At 62.4% G+C, this 15,412-nt stretch carries 12 protein-coding genes and 1 pseudogene; 7 read left to right on the top strand and 6 right to left on the bottom strand.

Translation table 11 applies throughout. The features are described 5' to 3' along the window. Positions 1–26: 26 nt before the first annotated feature. From PDR5_RS10735 to PDR5_RS30460, 5 genes and pseudogenes are all read left to right on the top strand, one after another. A complete protein-coding gene (locus tag PDR5_RS10735; RefSeq protein WP_064595200.1) occupies positions 27–716 on the top strand; it encodes a GNAT family N-acetyltransferase in 690 nt (229 codons plus the stop codon). A 4-nt stretch (positions 717–720) separates the two neighbouring features. Beyond that, positions 721–1,908: a GNAT family N-acetyltransferase gene (locus tag PDR5_RS10730; protein ID WP_064595197.1), complete on the top strand. Its 1,188-nt coding sequence runs from the start codon at positions 721–723 to the stop codon at positions 1,906–1,908. After that, entirely contained in the window at positions 1,880–2,668 is a 789-nt protein-coding gene (locus PDR5_RS10725) for a ChbG/HpnK family deacetylase (RefSeq protein WP_064595195.1), read from the top strand. Before PDR5_RS10730 ends, PDR5_RS10725 begins: the two co-directional genes overlap by 29 nt. A gap of 117 nt (positions 2,669–2,785) precedes the next feature. Beyond that, positions 2,786–3,478 carry a GNAT family N-acetyltransferase gene (locus PDR5_RS10720; RefSeq protein WP_064595193.1) on the top strand — a complete coding sequence of 231 codons (693 nt, stop codon included), beginning with the start codon at positions 2,786–2,788 and terminating at the stop codon, positions 3,476–3,478. 144 nt (positions 3,479–3,622) lie between these two features. Continuing rightward, positions 3,623–3,763, top strand: a pseudogene (locus PDR5_RS30460) (addiction module antidote protein); the annotation flags it as partial. A gap of 55 nt (positions 3,764–3,818) precedes the next feature. Here the strand turns inward: PDR5_RS30460 and PDR5_RS10710 are convergent. Further along, entirely contained in the window at positions 3,819–4,625 is an 807-nt protein-coding gene (locus tag PDR5_RS10710; RefSeq protein WP_064595191.1) for a class I SAM-dependent methyltransferase, read from the bottom strand. A 164-nt stretch (positions 4,626–4,789) separates the two neighbouring features. On the opposite strand from PDR5_RS10710, the gene PDR5_RS10705 reads away from it, so the two are divergent. After that, entirely contained in the window at positions 4,790–5,158 is a 369-nt protein-coding gene (locus PDR5_RS10705) for a hypothetical protein (RefSeq protein ID WP_064595189.1), read from the top strand. On the opposite strand, the gene PDR5_RS10700 is transcribed toward PDR5_RS10705, so the two are convergent. The 5 genes from PDR5_RS10700 to PDR5_RS10680 all read right to left on the bottom strand — a co-directional run bounded on the left by PDR5_RS10700 (position 5,149) and on the right by PDR5_RS10680 (position 13,655). Then, positions 5,149–6,585 carry a sigma-54-dependent transcriptional regulator gene (locus PDR5_RS10700; RefSeq protein ID WP_064595188.1) on the bottom strand — a complete coding sequence of 479 codons (1,437 nt, stop codon included), beginning with the start codon at positions 6,583–6,585 and terminating at the stop codon, positions 5,149–5,151. The genes PDR5_RS10705 and PDR5_RS10700 overlap by 10 nt on opposite strands. Further along, the gene (locus PDR5_RS10695; protein ID WP_064595187.1) at positions 6,554–8,047 is read right to left on the bottom strand and encodes a sensor histidine kinase; all 1,494 of its coding nucleotides are present in this window, start codon (positions 8,045–8,047) and stop codon (positions 6,554–6,556) included. The genes PDR5_RS10700 and PDR5_RS10695 overlap by 32 nt, the downstream gene beginning before the upstream one ends. A 104-nt stretch (positions 8,048–8,151) precedes the next feature. After that, a complete protein-coding gene (locus PDR5_RS10690) occupies positions 8,152–9,222 on the bottom strand; it encodes an SCO family protein (RefSeq protein ID WP_442963853.1) in 1,071 nt (356 codons plus the stop codon). Between the two features lie 17 nt (positions 9,223–9,239). Further along, entirely contained in the window at positions 9,240–12,047 is a 2,808-nt protein-coding gene (locus PDR5_RS10685; RefSeq protein WP_064600750.1) for a multicopper oxidase domain-containing protein, read from the bottom strand. Between the two features lie 159 nt (positions 12,048–12,206). Continuing rightward, entirely contained in the window at positions 12,207–13,655 is a 1,449-nt protein-coding gene (locus PDR5_RS10680; protein ID WP_064595183.1) for a sensor histidine kinase, read from the bottom strand. A gap of 397 nt (positions 13,656–14,052) precedes the next feature. On the opposite strand from PDR5_RS10680, the gene PDR5_RS10675 reads away from it, so the two are divergent. After that, positions 14,053–15,399, top strand: coding sequence for a hypothetical protein (locus PDR5_RS10675; protein WP_064595181.1), 1,347 nt, complete (start codon positions 14,053–14,055; stop codon positions 15,397–15,399). The last annotated feature ends 13 nt before the right edge of the window (positions 15,400–15,412 follow it).

Genomic DNA, 15,412 nt, shown 5'->3' with positions numbered 1-15,412 from the left:
ATGACACGTCATCAGGAGCCACGACCATGAATGTTCTGCAAAAAATCCGCGATCACATCACACACAAAGGCCTGCGGGCCACCTTGGCCAAGGTGTGGAAGCACTACGTCTTTTCTCATCAGGAACTGCTGTGGATGGAGCGCGACCTGGTCAGTCCAGTGCCGCCCCACAGCCTCAAACCCTACCCGCCGTTGCGGGTGGTGAAGATCACCCCGGGCAACGTCAGCGCCTTCGCCCGCCACTTCGGTGACCGGGTCGGCACCATGGCCGAACTGGCCCGGGAACATCACACCGGGCACATGCACCTGGACGATCAGGGCCATGCGGTGGCCTTCATCTGGGGCACCGCTCAAGACTATTTCGACCGGCACTACTACGGCTGCCTGTTCCCGGTGAAACCCGGCGAGTTCTTCGAATTCGGCGGCGAACTGACCCGCGCTTATTGGGGCACCGAACTGTCGGTGGACCTGCAACTGGAACTGTGGAAAGCCATGGCCGCCCAGGGCTGCGACAAGGTGGTCGACGTCTGCGAGTTCCACAACATCCCGGCGCTCAAGCTGCACCTGCGCATGGGCTATACCGAACAGGGCCGGATCATGAACATCTACAAACTGTTCGGCCGCTGGCGCTTCTACCGCGAAACCCGCTACAGCGGCTCGCGCCTGGAGGCACTGCGCAAACCTTCCCGTCCACCTGTCACAGCAACGGTGACCTGAACCTATGGCGCGATTCGAATGGCGCACTTCGTTGTGCGCACCCGACTTCCCGGCGGCGGCCTATGAAGCGCTGCGCTTGCGGGTGACGGATCACACACCGTTCAACAGCCTCGACTGGCTGTGTGCGGCAGAGCAGGCGCTCGACACGCACGAGCGGCTGCACGTATTGCTGGGTTGGGAAGCGGACGAATTGCGCCTGTGCCTGCCGCTGGTGGCGAGCCGTGAGCGGTTGTTCGGCGTGCCGTTTCGGGTGGTGCATCATCTGGGTTATCCACTGGCCGATCGCCTTGCGTTGTTAGCACGGCTGGACACCGAAGACATGCGCCAGGCCCTGCGACTGATTCGCCAGCGCGTGCCCCACGCCCTGCTGCAACTCAATGAAATCACCGAGCCGGTCGGCGCCGAAAGCGTGCTCACCGAATGGATGGCCCACAGCTCCACCGGCGAACGTCGCTTGAGCTGCCGGGTGCCGGTGCACCTGATCAGCGAGGCTGACCGCCAGGAAGTCTCGGGCGATCCGCGCTACAAACTGCGCCGGGCGCGCAAGCGGATTGCCGCGTGCGGCGCCGAAGTCCGACGGATCACGCCCGACGCGACCAGCATGGGCCCGTTGTTGCAGGCCATCAGCGAAGTCGAAGCGGTCAGTTGGAAAGGCGACGAAGGCGTCGGAATCTTTGCCAGCGACCGCAGCCGCCGCTACATGGAAAACGCCTTCACCGCCCTCGCCGCTTCGGATCGGGTGCGCGTGGTGATGCTGGAACTGGACGGACATTGCATCAGCTATCGGCTCGGTCTGTTCGAACAAGGCCGGCTCTACGATTACAACCTCGCCTTCCTGCCGCAATACGCCGATCTGGGCAGCGGCCGGGTGTTGCTGGAGGAATGGATTCGCTGGGGGCTGGACGACAACTGGCGCTGGATCGATGCCTCGCGGGTCAGCCTGGAAAACTCCAGCCATCAATTGCACGAACGCATGACCGGACAACTGGAGCACTGGCGCTGGAGCTTCTACTCGTGGCGCCCGAGCGGTCTGTTGCTGGGGCTGGGGCTGCGCGCCTGGCACCGGCTCAAACCTGCGTTGCAACAATGGCGGGCGAAGCGTGCGGCGGCCAAAGCGGCGGTCATTGCGACACCTGTGATCAACCCCACCAAGGAGGGCGAACATGCCTCGCCAAGTCATAGTCAACGCTGACGATTTCGGCCTGAGCCCGAACGAAAACGCGGTGATCCTCGGTGCGTTCCAGGCCGGGGTCATCAGTTCCGCCACCGCCATGGCCAACATGCCGGCGTTCGAAGCGGCCTGCGCCATGGCCCGGCTGCCGCTGCTGGAGGGCCGGATCGGCCTGCATTTCAACCTGACCTACGGCCGTCCCTTGAGCCGGGCCATTGTCGAGCGCCGCACCTTCTGCGACAGCCACGGCGTGTTCGACCTCAACCTGCCTCGCCACAGCCTGTGGCTGAGCCGCGAAGACCGCGAGGCGGTGCAGGAAGAATTGCAGGCGCAGTGGCAGCGCTGCGTCGATCACGGCGTGCGTCCCAGCCACCTCGATTCGCATCAGCACGTGCACAACATCTGGCCGATCGGCGAGATCGTCGCGCGCTTCGCCGCCCATCAAGGTGTGCCCGTGCGCCTGGCGCGCAACCTGGGGCAAAACCTCAGTCTGCCCAAGCGCCTGTTCAAGGGGTTGCTCAACCGCCGATTGCAGGGATTGGCCGGGGTCACGGCCGATTACGTCTGCACCCCGGTGGACCTGCGCAACGCCCCCGCGCCGACCGACGGCGTGCTGGAAATCGTCGCCCATCCGAACCAGCTCGGGGCGGATTTCGGCGACGCCTATCTGCCACCCGAAGAGTCCCTGAGCCGCTTGCTAGAGCAGCGGCTGACGGGGGTTCCACGGGTTTCCTATGCCGATCTGAACAAGGATTTTTTGCGGGGTGCCGAAGCGATCTGAACCGTTACACAACTTGCAATATTTTCAAAGCCGGCGCTTTGACATGCATTTGCCGGCTTGATCTATACCCACAACAGCGTCATCCACAACACCCGGGCTCCGGCCTCGGAGGGCATCATGAGCGTCATTGAAAAGCTGCGTGAACGTATCAAGCAAAAAGGCCTGGGCCGTACTTTCGGCACGTTGTGGAAACGCTACGTGTTCTTCCATTGGGAGCTGTTGTGGATGGAGCGCGACCTGGTCAGCCCGGTACCGCCGCACAAGCTGCGCCCCTACGACGGCCTGCGCAAGGTCGACATCACCGCACAGAATGCCGGCGCGTTCGCCAAACACTTCGGTGACCGCGTGCAGACCATGGCCGAGCTGGCCAACGAGGGCCACACCGGGCACATGTACCTGGACGCCGACGGCCATGCGGTCGGATTTATCTGGGGCAGCACTCGTGACTACCACGACCGCCACTATTACGGCTGCACCTTCCCGGTCAAACCCGGCGAGTTCTTCGAGTTCGGCGGTGAAATGATTCGCGCCTACTTCGGCAGCAGCCTGTCGGTGGACGTGCAGGTCGCCCTCTGGGAAGCCATGGCCGCCCAGGGTTGCAACAAGGTGGTGGACGTCTGCGAAACCCACAACATTCCCGCGCTGAAACTGCACATCCGCATGGGCTACCACGAACAGGGTCGCGTCACCCACGTCTATTGCCTGTTCGGCAAATGGCGGTTCTTCCGCGAAACCCGCTATGAGGGCTCACGCCTCGATCCGCTGCGCAAGCCGGGACGGCCGGTGGTGACGGCGGCTGCGCAGGCTTGACGGGTTTAACCTGCGGCGGCCGGGACGGCGCCGCAGAATCTTCCTACGCTCGTACAGGAACCAGCGACATTCAGTTTCGGCTCCATCTGGCTGCTCGCAATCATGTGAATGAATACATTCATGCAGAAACGCAGAGACAAACCGATGGAACAAAACACATCCGATTTTGAAATGACGGCACTGCTGGTTGATCTGAATGCCATCCGTGAGTACCTCTCTCAGGTACTGGCAGAAGGTGACGACGAAGAGTTGTTTCGAGCAATCGGATACGTGACGCAAGCCCGTATCCGACTCACCGAAAAAGAGACAGCGCCTCTCGCCTTCCCCTCTTGTAGCTGCCTCAGCGCTTCACCCCCACCCACGTAAAACACATCGGCATCTGCGCCTCGCGGTTCTGGTACTGGTCATACACTTCTTCCCGGTTCGAGTGCGGGTATTCCTTGAAGTGCGTGATGTTCAGGCCGGCCTCGAGGGCGGCGGTGAAGATTGCGCCGAGGGTGTGCACAAACCAGTAGGACTTGGCCGCCGGCTGTTCGACCTTGCCGACGTAGACGATCGGCTCCTCCTGCACGAACGGTTCTTCGCGGAAATACGAGCTGGCGAGGCGAAACGGGTCTTCGGCCTCGGGGTCGACCATTTCCAGGAACGGGTGGGTTTCGTAGATCACCAGTTGTCCGCCCGGTTTGAGGGTCGAGACGACGTGGCGGAAGAATTCGCCGATGTCGGGCATCCAGTTGAGGACGCCGATGGTGATCAGCGCAACGTCAAAACGGCCGCGCAGCGATTCAGGCAAATGATGAATATCGGCTTCGATGAATTCGGCGTTGTGCGGCGAACGCTTGTTCAGTTCGCGGGCCTGTTCGAGAAACGCGCTCGACTGATCGATACCGACCACGCTCCGTGCGCCGAGGGCGAACAGTGACAGGCTTTCGCGGCCGTTGTTGCAACCCGGTTGCACGACGTCTTTGCCATCGACACCGACCTGCTCGAGCAAACCGCGCAGGGTGTCGTCGAGGCAGGAAAAATCCGCCTGCGTAACCTCGGTCAGCAAGGCCTGCCAATCGGGCGAGTCCTGATGATGACGGGCGGAATCATTCCACGCCTGACGATTGCTCTCGACGGCGTTTTTATGGTTTGGCACTTCCATGGCGCACTCCGGGGGATGCTCACAATTGAGCGGCCCGAGTCTAGTTCAGCCGCACGCAACAGGTTGTTGCGAACTTGTAAGCCGCCGACGCCTGCAACAACGCCTGCTTCGATGGGCAGCTATAGTTAATAGCCTTGGGGAAATCCGCTTCCACAGGTGCTGCCATGGGAATGTTCAATCGACTGCTGTTGTCCGCCTGTCTGCTCGCCGCCACCCAGGCGCAGGCGCTGGACAGCAACTTCAACTACTACGGGGCGGACCAGCCCTTTGCCCACCCTGCTCCACCGTCGCTGTCGGCCCAGCCGCCCCGGCCGTTCGATGACACGCCGCCACAGGATTTCATCGTCATCCCGGATCGCCATGTGTTCCATGACTCGCAGTTGCCGACCGTAGCCGATGCGACGGTGCGGGTATTCATCCGCACCTACGATGCCGAACGCGGCATTTACGTCAACGACGAAGTGCTGGACCCGACGTGCGTGCTCGAATGCCTGAGCCCGCCGAATCCAAGCAGCACCGCCGTTTACCACTGACGCTTGTCCGGCCGCGCGAGGCCGAGTTTTTCGATGCGGTAGCGCAGCATGTCGCGGCTCAGGCCCAACAGGCGCGCCGATTTGGTGACGTTCCAGTCGGTCTTGTCGAGCATCTTGCGCACCATGTCGCGCTCGACTTCCGGCAGGTTCATCGATTCGGTGTTGCTCGCCGGACGCGGCTCGAAGTGCGGGTGCTGCACCTCATGCTGATGTTGCGGTGGCAGCTCATCGCACAGGCTCATGCACACGTTCAGTTGATGCGCGGCGATGGTGTCGTTTGGCGCCAGCAGCACGGTCTGTTCGAGCATGTTGCGCAGTTCGCGCACGTTGCCCGGCCAGGTGTAACTGAGCAGCAGCTCTTCGGCCTGGTCGCTGAAGTGCAGGTTCGGTTTGCCATAGCGTTTGCCGTGGCTGGCAAGGAAGTGCCGGGCCAGCAGCAGGATGTCTTCGCCCCGGGCGTACAGGCGCGGGACCTTGATCGAAATGATCCGCAGCCGGAAAAACAGATCACGGCGGAACTTGCCCTGCTGGACCATCTGCTCAAGGTTGCAATTGGTGGCGCTGATCACCCGCAGGTTCACCTTGCGCTCCTTCACCGAGCCGACCCGGCGAATGGTGCGATCCTCCAGCAGCTTCAGCAGCTTGGCCTGGAGCACCAGATCCATTTCACCGATCTCATCGAGAAACAGCGTGCCGCCATCAGCGGCTTCCACCAGCCCGACCCGGCGGTCCTTGGCATCGGTGAACGCACCTTTTTCGTGGCCGAACAGCTCCGATTCCACCAGGTTGGCCGGAATCGACGCGCAGTTGAATTCAATGAACGGGCCTTTGCTGCGCGCGCCGTCGAAATGCAGCGCGCGGGCCACCAGCTCCTTGCCGGTACCGGTTTCGCCCTCCACCAGCACCGGCGGCAGATCGCCGTTGGCCATGCGCCGCTCGGCGTCGAGCAACTGAGCGATGGTGTTCTTCAGATGCAGCATCGGCGCTGACTCGCCGATCAGCGCCTGCACCCCGGATTTCTGCGCCTCGCGCTCCTGGTAGAACGACAGCGTGCGCTCCATCCGTTCGGTGGCCAGGGCCTTGTCCAGCAGCAGTTTGAGTTCCGGCAGCGCAACCGGTTTGGTGACGTAATGAAAGGCGCCCTCCTTCATTGCGACCACCGCGTCTTCGACGTTGCCGTAGCCGGTCATCATGATCACTTTCAGGTCCGGCGCGCTGATGCGCAGCTTCTGGATCAGATCGTGACCGCTCATGCCCGGCAGCGAGTTGTCGGTCAGGACGATGTCCGGCATGAAGCTTTCCAGTTGCCCCAGCGCGTCCTCGGCCGAGTGGCAGACCGTCACCTCGAAGTCTTTGCGCTCCAGGTAGGTCTGAATATTTTCGGCCAACAGTTCGTCATCCTCGACCAGCAGAATGCTGTGTTCCATATTCCCCTCCCGATGCCACTCTAAAGTTGAGACTGACGCGGGTTCCTTCCTGCTCGCGGCTGGTCAGCACGACCGAACCCTGAAACCGCTCCATGATTCGCTTGACCAGCGCCAGGCCGACCCCGAGGCCGCCCTGTTTGGTGGTGAAAAACGGTTTGAACACCTGTTGTTGCTGCTGCGCGCTCATGCCTTTGCCGGTGTCGCTCAGGGTCATGCGCACCTGACCGGACTGCGTCGTTTCAATCTCGACACTGAGCACGCCGCCTCTGGGCATCGCTTCCAGGGCGTTGGCAAACAGGCTATTGAGTATTTGCGTGAGCAGCACCTTTTGACTGACGACCGGCGGGCAACTTTGTGGCGTGAATCGCACTTCGACGCCATTGCGCCGGATCAGCGCGTCAAATGCTCCCAGGGTGTCCTCGACCGCCGCCAGCAGGTCCACCGCCTCGCCGTCATCACTCATCGGGCGCAATGACACCAGCAGCTCGCGCACCCAGCGCGACATGCGGTCGACCTGGCTGATGATGTCGCCGATATTGCGCTGCGCGCCGGGGCTGGCGATTTCCTGGGCCAGTTCGGCGCTGGAGCGAATGGTCGCCAGCGGGTTGCGCAGGCTGTGGGCCACCGCCGAAGACATCTCGCCCAAAGCGACAAAGGTCTCGTTGCTGATCAGTTGCTGTTGCTGACTCTGCAACAGGCTCGAGGCGCGCCGCACGATCCAGAACAACCCGAGGTAAATCACCGCACCGCCGAGGATGGTCGCGGCCCAGATCGAGGCGAATCCACGGTCGATGCGGTCCACCAGATCCGCCGGTTCCTTGTAGATCTCGACCATGGCGATGACTTTGCTTTTGTCAGCGTTGAACATCGGGATGTAGTTTTCGATGAACAGGTATTTGGGTTCGCGGGACAGCCGCTGCTCGGGTTTTTCATCGTCGATCTTGTGATAGCTGGAAGACACCGGGACTTTCATTTCGAACGACTCGTCCAGTTCGTCGTCATCTTCGATCCTGACGTTGATCAGCTCAGGATTGGTCGACCAGATGATCGTGCGGTCCAGGGCATACACCGTGGCCAGCAAAACGTCGGGCAGGTGTTCGACATGATCGAGAAACTCAGCACGGGCCATTGCATGAGCCAGCAGATCAACGTCGGGGTAGCTGTGATCCTGGCGCGGGTCGAGCATCTCGCCCATGGTCCGCTGCGGCGTGATGTTGGCGTGGCGCATTTCCGCATCGCCGATAGCCTGCACGAATTGCGCGGTGAGCAGCGCGTCCCGCTCCACGCTTTCGGTGACCACGAAACGCGTGGAGATGTAGCCCAGCCCCAGCGCCACGGCCGCGATGATGAAAAAACTCGCCAGCGAAAACCAGCGCAGCAGATTGAACTGCCCGCCCCAGCTCTTGATGGCCGCCAGCGCGAGGTTCGGTGCCGATGTTTTCTGTTCTTCCAGTCGTTGCATGGGGATGCCCTGGCGTTCTGGTATCGAGCCGGTTACAGCCGCCCTCTCGAATGAGTGTAGGTGGCAATGACCGTGACACACGGTTCAATGATGCTATTTAGCCGCTACTGCATACGACTCACCGTTTCGCTGGCAGAACCCGGTTTTACTGGCGTCAATGCCCCGTCGGCCAAGGGCTGCACCGACGGATGCTGACGCTCGGTTTCGGCACTCAGAAAGTCGATGATCGACTGCGCCGAGGCCTCGTCCAGGCGCAGATTGGGCATCGGGATGCGCTCGTATTGCTCGAACAGTTGCAGCGCGATCGGGTCTTTCTCCGCCAGCACGCGATCCGGTTCGCGGATCCAGCGATTGAGCCAGGCCGGGTCACGCTGACGGGTCACGCCGATCAGGTCCGGGCCGATGTTGCGCATGCCGATGCCTTCGCCGTCCTGCGGGCCGAGGCTGTGGCACGAAGCGCAGCGGGTGCGGAACAGCTCTTCGCCATTGCTCGGCGGACGAATCTGCGGGGCATCGGCATAGCTTTCTTCGCTGCTGGCCTGCTTCCAGTTCTGCAAGGTGTTGGCGAGTTGGTCGGCGAGGATCCAAGGGTTCTCGAACGGCGAGGCTTTCATCCAGCGCCCGGTGCTCTGGTTACCGACGATCAGGCTCAGGTTGTGATCCTTGGTCCGGCCGTTGTCGACGCCTTCGATAAACAGCCCGAGTTTCTTGCGCAGCTCGGTGACGTCTTCGAACTCGCCGGTGAGGAATTTCCAGCCAGGGCCGACCTTGAAGCGTTGCGCATAGGCCTTGAGCACTTCGGGGGTGTCGCTCAACGGGTCGATGGTGATCGAGTAGAAAAAGATGTCTTTCCCGACCCGGTCCCCCAGCAGTTTCTGCACCTGGCGCAGACGCGCGGTTTCCAGCGGGCAGGAGTCGCTGCACGAGGTGAAGATGAAGTTGATCACCACCACCTTGTCTTTGATCAGATCATCGAAAAAGCGCACCTGCCGACCGTCCTGGTCGGTCAGCTGGGTGTTGGGGAAATAGTCGCCACCCCACGGGGTGGCGGATTCACTGGCGCCGTCGGGCTGTGCCTGATGGGCGATGAGCACCTGACTGCCGAGCAGGCAGGTGACCAGCACCAGCATCAAATGCATGCCCAGGGCGCGGGAGCGCGGCGTTGGCTGGGTCATGTCGGCTCCCTCCCGGCTCATGGTTTCACGATCACTTGCGGGCCGAAGCCGTCGCCGGTGCGGAAGGTTGGCAGCGCGGCGGAGTTGACGTAACGCACGCCATCCCAGCTCGGCAGCGGTGTCGGCATCAACTGCAGTTGCCCGGGTTTTTCCAGGTCCCAACGCAGCAGCATCGAGTTGTCTTCATGCTGGGTGTTGTGACAGTGCTCCATGTAGGTCCCGGCGAACTCGCGGAAGTTGATCGCCATTTCCACGCTGTCCAGCCCGTCGGCTTCCGAGCCGATGCGATAGACGTCCTTGCGCGCCCATTTTTCCCACTCAGGCGGGGCCTTGCCGCCACGGCTGAGGATGATCCCCTCCTCGAAGTGCACGTGCACCGGGTGACTCCAGCCCTTGCCGCCGGCCTTGATGTTCCACACCTCCAGGGTGCCGATTCCGCTGACCCCGGCGTCGGTCGGGCCGCTGGCCAGTTTGGTCGAGGCATTCAAGCGGCGCGGGTCCATGTGGAAGCCAAAACCGCCATCGGTCTTGATCGTCCACGGTGCTTCGTCGGTGCCGTCGGCGCGGCCGAAGATGAAGGTCCGGTGCAGGGCCTTGGCCAGCAGCGCCTTGTCGGCAGCGTTGTCACGGTGGATCTTCAGCGGAATCATCACCATGCCTTCGGCCTTGCCCGGTTTGGCTGGCTCATAAGCGGCCGGGTTCATCGACAGATCCTGGCCGGTATAAGCCTTGACGTTGAGTTGCAGGACCTTGCCGACCACCGGGTCGCCCCGGTCCCATTGCGGGCCTTTGCTGGTCTGCTTGATGACCGCCAGGTATTTCTCCGACAGCACGTCGGCCAGCGGGATTACTTCTTTCGGGCCCTTGCCGTCGTCCTGGGCTTGCAGGTTGACGAAGAACAGCTTGTCACCGGGCTTGATGCCGTTTTTCGCGAAGTTGACGATGATGTCGAACCGCTCGGCGATGCCCTGGGTCGGCAGGATCGCGTTGTGGTTCTGCTTGTCGCCGTCGGCATCCAGGTCCATCGAGCCGTCGAACGGCACACTGTGTTCCATGATGTTGCCGTCGTTGGCGATCATGTGGAACGGCACGCGGCTGTACGACACACCGGAGTTTCTCGGCCCCTGGAACTCACCACTGGTGCCTTTGACTTCACGCACCAGCGCGAGCTTGAAGTAGCGCGACACCGAACCGTTGAGGAGGCGGAAGCGATAACTGCGCGCCCGCACGTCGAGGGTCGGTTTCCACTGCCAGTTGACCAGCACCTGATCGCCGATGAAGCCATCGGTGTTGAACGGGTTGAACCACAACTGGCCTTGCTGATCCCAGGCCTTGTCGGCGAACACCAGGTTGACGTCGTAGTCGCGGTTGCCCCACGGCAAGGCGCTGCCGCTGGGGAAACGCAGGTTGACGCCGTCGTTCACCGATTCGTTGCCACGGTCCAGGGCGCTGTAGTAGTTCATCATCGCCGCGTTGCCCTTGTAGACGTTCTGCGCGGTGAAATCGAGCATGTGGTCGTGGAACCAGTGGGTGCTCATGGTTTCGCGCCAGTCGCCACGAATCTTGATGGTGCCGTGGTCGCAGGTCTTTTTCGCAGGCTGCAGGTCGTTGACCCACAGGGTTTCCCCCGGTGCGCACGGGAATGCGGCGCGTGGATCTTCAGCCTTGGTGTTGATGCTGTCGTAACCGGCGAGCTGGATCGGCCAGCGATAGTCGTAAAACTGGCCGGGGAAGAAGAACGCGTTGGCATAACCGTCGCTTTCCGCTGGCGCGTGGCCGTTGTGCTCATGGGTGGTGATGGTGTGCAGACCGAAACCACGGTTGGCGGAAGGATCAATCGGCAAACCGTTGTAGTGCCGCATCAGCACCGGTTGGCCGTAGCGCACCATCAACAGTTTCGGCGGCAGCGTGCCGTCGAAAGTCCACACCGAGTTGTGGTCCTGCACCGGCATCGCCGGGTGGAACCGTGGGTCGACACCCTTGGCTGTGCCATCCGTCGCCGGCACGCCTGCGACGTTGTGGTACAGACCGCCGGGGCCGAACTCGCCCACCGCATAACCGTGCATCTGCCGACTGTCACGCAGGCCGCCGTTCAGCCGCGCACCGGTCTGCACGGTCTTGTAGGCGACTTGCGGGTAGAACTCGTTCCAGCGCTGATGAGCCCAGCCTTTTCCCGGTGGCCGGCCTTCGGCGGAGGAACCGATGTGACGGTTGAGAAACAGTTCGATCTGCGCCTGCCACGGGTTGCGGTCAACCGTGTTGGCGAACTGACTCGGAAATGGCGTGAGCCCCGGTTGACGCAAAAACGCATCCAGCGCCGTGCCGGGAGGCGCGCTGCGGGCGATGTTGTTCGGGTCTTGCGCCGGCGCCGGGCCGATGGCCGCCGGAGGGAATCCCAGCGGCGCGGCAGGCGTGGTCGGATCGAGCTTTTCCGGACCGAACTCTTCGAACAGCACCAGTTGCTGAGTGAATGGCTGGGCACCGTACAGCGGGCTCGGCTTGCCGTTGGTGGGGTAATTGAAACTGGTCTGGACGGTGGGCGGCAGGATGTTTTCCGTGCGCGTCGTGTCCCGCGTGCCTTTGACCCCGTCGGGCAGATCGAAGGAGTCTTCGTTAGCCTCGGGCATCGTCAGGATGGCGTTGAGGGCGCCGGCGCGGTCTGCGGGCTCGTCGTAATAGGCCGACGGGTCGGACGCTTCCGGCTGATTCTCGTCGTCGATCGGGCTCGCCCGAACCCCGGTCATCTGGCCGAGGGCCAACATCAGGAAGACGCTCAGTGGCGTCAACAGGAAGAGTTTTTTGGGGTCACGCATTGCTCTGTCCATCATCAGCCGCCTCATCTAAGGAAGGGGTGATGGTGTTTTGCAATTACCTCGCCAAAAAATCATTTCCAGTTGTAACAGGGACTTGGACGCGCTGTTGCATTCCCCACTCCCCGGTGACCGGGGCCTGACACCCACTGCTGGGGGAAAGTTCACCCCAATTTACTGAATGAGCTGAAACGCCAGACGAACGGTGGTGCCCTCGCCTTCGCGGCTGTCCAGGCTCACCCCGCCGCCGAAGCGCTCCATGATCCGTTTGACCAGCACCAGCCCCACGCCGAGGCCGCCCTGTTTGGTGGTGAAGAACGGCCGGAACGCCATGCTGCGCTGCTCCTCGTTCATGCCTTTGCCGGTGTCGCTGAGCATGACGCTCACGCCACGGCTGTCGCTCGGTTCGAGGGTGATGGTCAGCGTGCCGCCCTTGTCCATCGCCTCCAGCGCATTGGCCAGCAGGCTGTTGAGGATTTGCGTGAGTTGTACCGGCTGGCTCAGCACCATCGGCGTCTGCTGAGGTTGAAACACCACCTGCACGCCGGCCCTGGCGATCTGCTGCTCGAACGCCGTCAGGCTGTCGTGCAGCGCCGCCACCAGGTTCACCGGTTCCGGGTCGTCATTGAGCGGTCGCAACGATTGCAGCAGTTCGCGCACCCACTTCGACATGCGGTCGACCTGGCCGATGATGTCGTTGATGTTCTTTTGCGCCGGGCCGGCGTCGAACTCCAGCGCCAGTTCGGCGCTCGAGCGGATGGTCGCCAGCGGATTGCGCAGACTGTGGGCTACCGCCGAAGACATCTCGCCCAGCGCGACAAAGGTTTCGTTGGCGATCAGTTGTTTTTGCTGGGCCGCCAGCAGAATCGCCGCCCGCCGCACGATCCAGTACAGCCCCAGGTAAATCAGCCCGCCGCCCAGCGCGGTGGCCAGCCAGATCAGCGTCAGCCCACGCTCCATGCGGGCGATCAGGTCTTTGGGCTCTTTATAGATTTCAACCATCGCCGTGACGTTCTTGCCCTCGGCGTCGAACAGCGGGATGTAGTTTTCGATGAAGATGTATTCCGGCGGTACCACGAACTTTTGTTCTTCACGGGCCTTGTCGATGTCGTGATAGCTGGCCGAGACCGGGATCTTTTCATCGAAGGCCCGGTCGAGGTCTTCGTCGGCATGAATCCGGGTGTTGATCAGCGCCGGGTTGGTCGACCAGATCACGGTACGGTCCGGCGCATAAATGTTGGCGAGGATCACATCCGGCAAATGCTCGATGTGATCAAGAAACTCACCTCTGGCGCTGGCTCGGGCCTGCGGGTCGACATCGGGAAAATCGTTGTCCTGACGCGGGTCGAGCAACTCGCCCATGGTGCGGATATTGGGAATCGAGACGTGGCGCACTTCCGCCGACGCGATGGCCTGAATGAACTGCGCGGTCAGCAGGGCATCGCGCTGCACGCTTTCTTCGATCACGAACCGTGTCGACACCGCCCCAAGCGCCACCGCCACGGTGCCGATCACCGCCATGCTGATCAATGAAAACCAGCGCAACAGGTTGAACGGCTGCTTGCGCGAGTTCAGCCGCTGGCTGCCCTCCTCGACCGGTAGCGATTGTGACTGCATGTTCATGGCGGCGACTTCCCGAAACGTCCCTATAGGGTTATAGCCCACGGTTGGGTGTTTGCCCGGATGCGGGGGCCCCAACCGCCCCCGAACATCCACAAAGCCCTGTGGGAGCGAGCCTGCTCGCGATGACGGTGTGTCTGCCCAGGTGATGTTAAATGTGCCGGCCTCATCGCGAGCAGGCTCGCTCCCACAATCCGGGTTGGCGGATTGATCCCCACAATCCCCAATGCTGGGGACAGTCGCCCTATCCGGACCTTCGTCCTTTCCCTCGCGCCCAGCCTCGAACCCTTGCGCCACGGGCGTTTGCCGCCGGTTGGCCGGTCGTTGGTATGGAAGTTGTACAGCCCTCAGCAACTGACCCAACCCCACGGGGCAGGTACTTCGATAGAGGGATTAACTCATGCACCCTTTACTGTCCAAAACCGCGACCGTCCTGGTCGTGAGCGCCTTGGCCCAGGGCATTGCCCAGGCCGCTCTGTTCGCCGTCGATCCGGGTCCCTACACACCGGCCAATGGCGGTTTCGCCAGCTGGTATCAGGACAGCCACGGTCGCACCCTGGATCTGTGCCTGTCCAAAGCACTCAGCTCCCGCGTGCCGAGCACACCCGGCGCCCCGTCGTACATGTGCTCGCTGCTGCCGACCCCCGGCGTGTTCGATGACGCGCAGCCGATCGTGTTCCCCACCAACTTCCCCGATGAAGCGTTCTGGTTCACCGGCGAAACCACCGTCGTCGATGCAGCACGCGGAATCGACCTGACTTACGTCAGCGCCATCGAAGCCGCGTTCGCCGCCGAAGAACCGGTGGAAGGCGATCAGGTCAGCTTCGCGCGGATCCGCATCCGGGTCGACGTGCCCACCGCCGGCACCTACGTCATCACTCACCCGTACGGCGTCGATGTGTTCACCGTCGATACCCCCGGCCGGCGCGCCATCAACATGACCCGCGACATCGGCATCGGTACCCCGCAAACCTACGACGGCGCGCTCAAGGGTGACATCGGGCCGTTCCTGCGCAGCGTCAACGGGCCGTACACCGAGACCAATCCGCTGACCGGCGCGGCCGAACAGTTTGTTGGCGATCCGAACCTCAACGAAGCCGTGACCGGCAGCCCGTTCAACACCAACTACGTACGCATCGAAGGCCCGGGCGGCATCGACCTGCGCAGCACAACCTTCGCCGTGTCCGGCAAGTTGTCGACAGTGGTGCGGCCAACGCCCCTGATCACCGAGCGCAGCACGTACTCGCGCAAGCCCGGCGAAAGCGCACCAGTGGCCCAACAAGACGTGTTCGTCAAAGCCCCGCCCGCGCCGGGCACCGCCGCCATCACCAGCAGCACGCCCGTGGTGAACATGACAGAAGCCGACAGCACCGGCAGCTGGTACGCGCAATCGGCGGTCAACCCGACCTTGCCGGCCGTGCTGCAGGTTACCGCCGACAACCACCTGGCGATCGCCACCAGTTCGCCGACCACCCTGCCCATGAACCTGACCGACCTGGTGGTGATCCAGCGCGCCGAGTACAGCCTCACTTCCGGGCAATTGACCGTGGTGGCCTCGACCAGTGACGAAACCTCGCCACCGGTGCTCACCGCCACCTCCGGTACCGGCGCCACCATCGGTGCGCTGGGCGGTGATGGCGCGGTGAAAACCCTGGCCACCGGGATCACGCCGATTCCACCGGCCAAGGTTCGGGTGACGTCGTCCAACGGCGGCAGCGATACCGAAGAAGTGGTCATCGTGCAATGAACGCTCACATGCC

Source organism: Pseudomonas sp. DR 5-09 (assembly GCF_001655595.1).
GTDB classification, from domain to species: domain Bacteria; phylum Pseudomonadota; class Gammaproteobacteria; order Pseudomonadales; family Pseudomonadaceae; genus Aquipseudomonas; species Aquipseudomonas pharyngis.
Note: the sequence above shows the minus strand (reverse complement) of the source record. Positions and strands in the feature narration are given on the sequence as shown.

Coding starts and splice junctions, on each gene's coding strand:
- PDR5_RS10695 (WP_064595187.1), bottom strand. CDS start 8,047: ATGCAACGACTGGAAGAACAGAAAACATCGGCACCGAACCTCGCGCTG.
- PDR5_RS10675 (WP_064595181.1), top strand. CDS start 14,053: ATGCACCCTTTACTGTCCAAAACCGCGACCGTCCTGGTCGTGAGCGCC.
- PDR5_RS10705 (WP_064595189.1), top strand. CDS start 4,790: ATGGGAATGTTCAATCGACTGCTGTTGTCCGCCTGTCTGCTCGCCGCC.
- PDR5_RS10735 (WP_064595200.1), top strand. CDS start 27: ATGAATGTTCTGCAAAAAATCCGCGATCACATCACACACAAAGGCCTG.
- PDR5_RS10730 (WP_064595197.1), top strand. CDS start 721: ATGGCGCGATTCGAATGGCGCACTTCGTTGTGCGCACCCGACTTCCCG.
- PDR5_RS10680 (WP_064595183.1), bottom strand. CDS start 13,655: ATGAACATGCAGTCACAATCGCTACCGGTCGAGGAGGGCAGCCAGCGG.
- PDR5_RS10710 (WP_064595191.1), bottom strand. CDS start 4,625: ATGGAAGTGCCAAACCATAAAAACGCCGTCGAGAGCAATCGTCAGGCG.
- PDR5_RS10725 (WP_064595195.1), top strand. CDS start 1,880: ATGCCTCGCCAAGTCATAGTCAACGCTGACGATTTCGGCCTGAGCCCG.
- PDR5_RS10685 (WP_064600750.1), bottom strand. CDS start 12,047: ATGGACAGAGCAATGCGTGACCCCAAAAAACTCTTCCTGTTGACGCCA.
- PDR5_RS10700 (WP_064595188.1), bottom strand. CDS start 6,585: ATGGAACACAGCATTCTGCTGGTCGAGGATGACGAACTGTTGGCCGAA.
- PDR5_RS10690 (WP_442963853.1), bottom strand. CDS start 9,222: ATGACCCAGCCAACGCCGCGCTCCCGCGCCCTGGGCATGCATTTGATG.
- PDR5_RS10720 (WP_064595193.1), top strand. CDS start 2,786: ATGAGCGTCATTGAAAAGCTGCGTGAACGTATCAAGCAAAAAGGCCTG.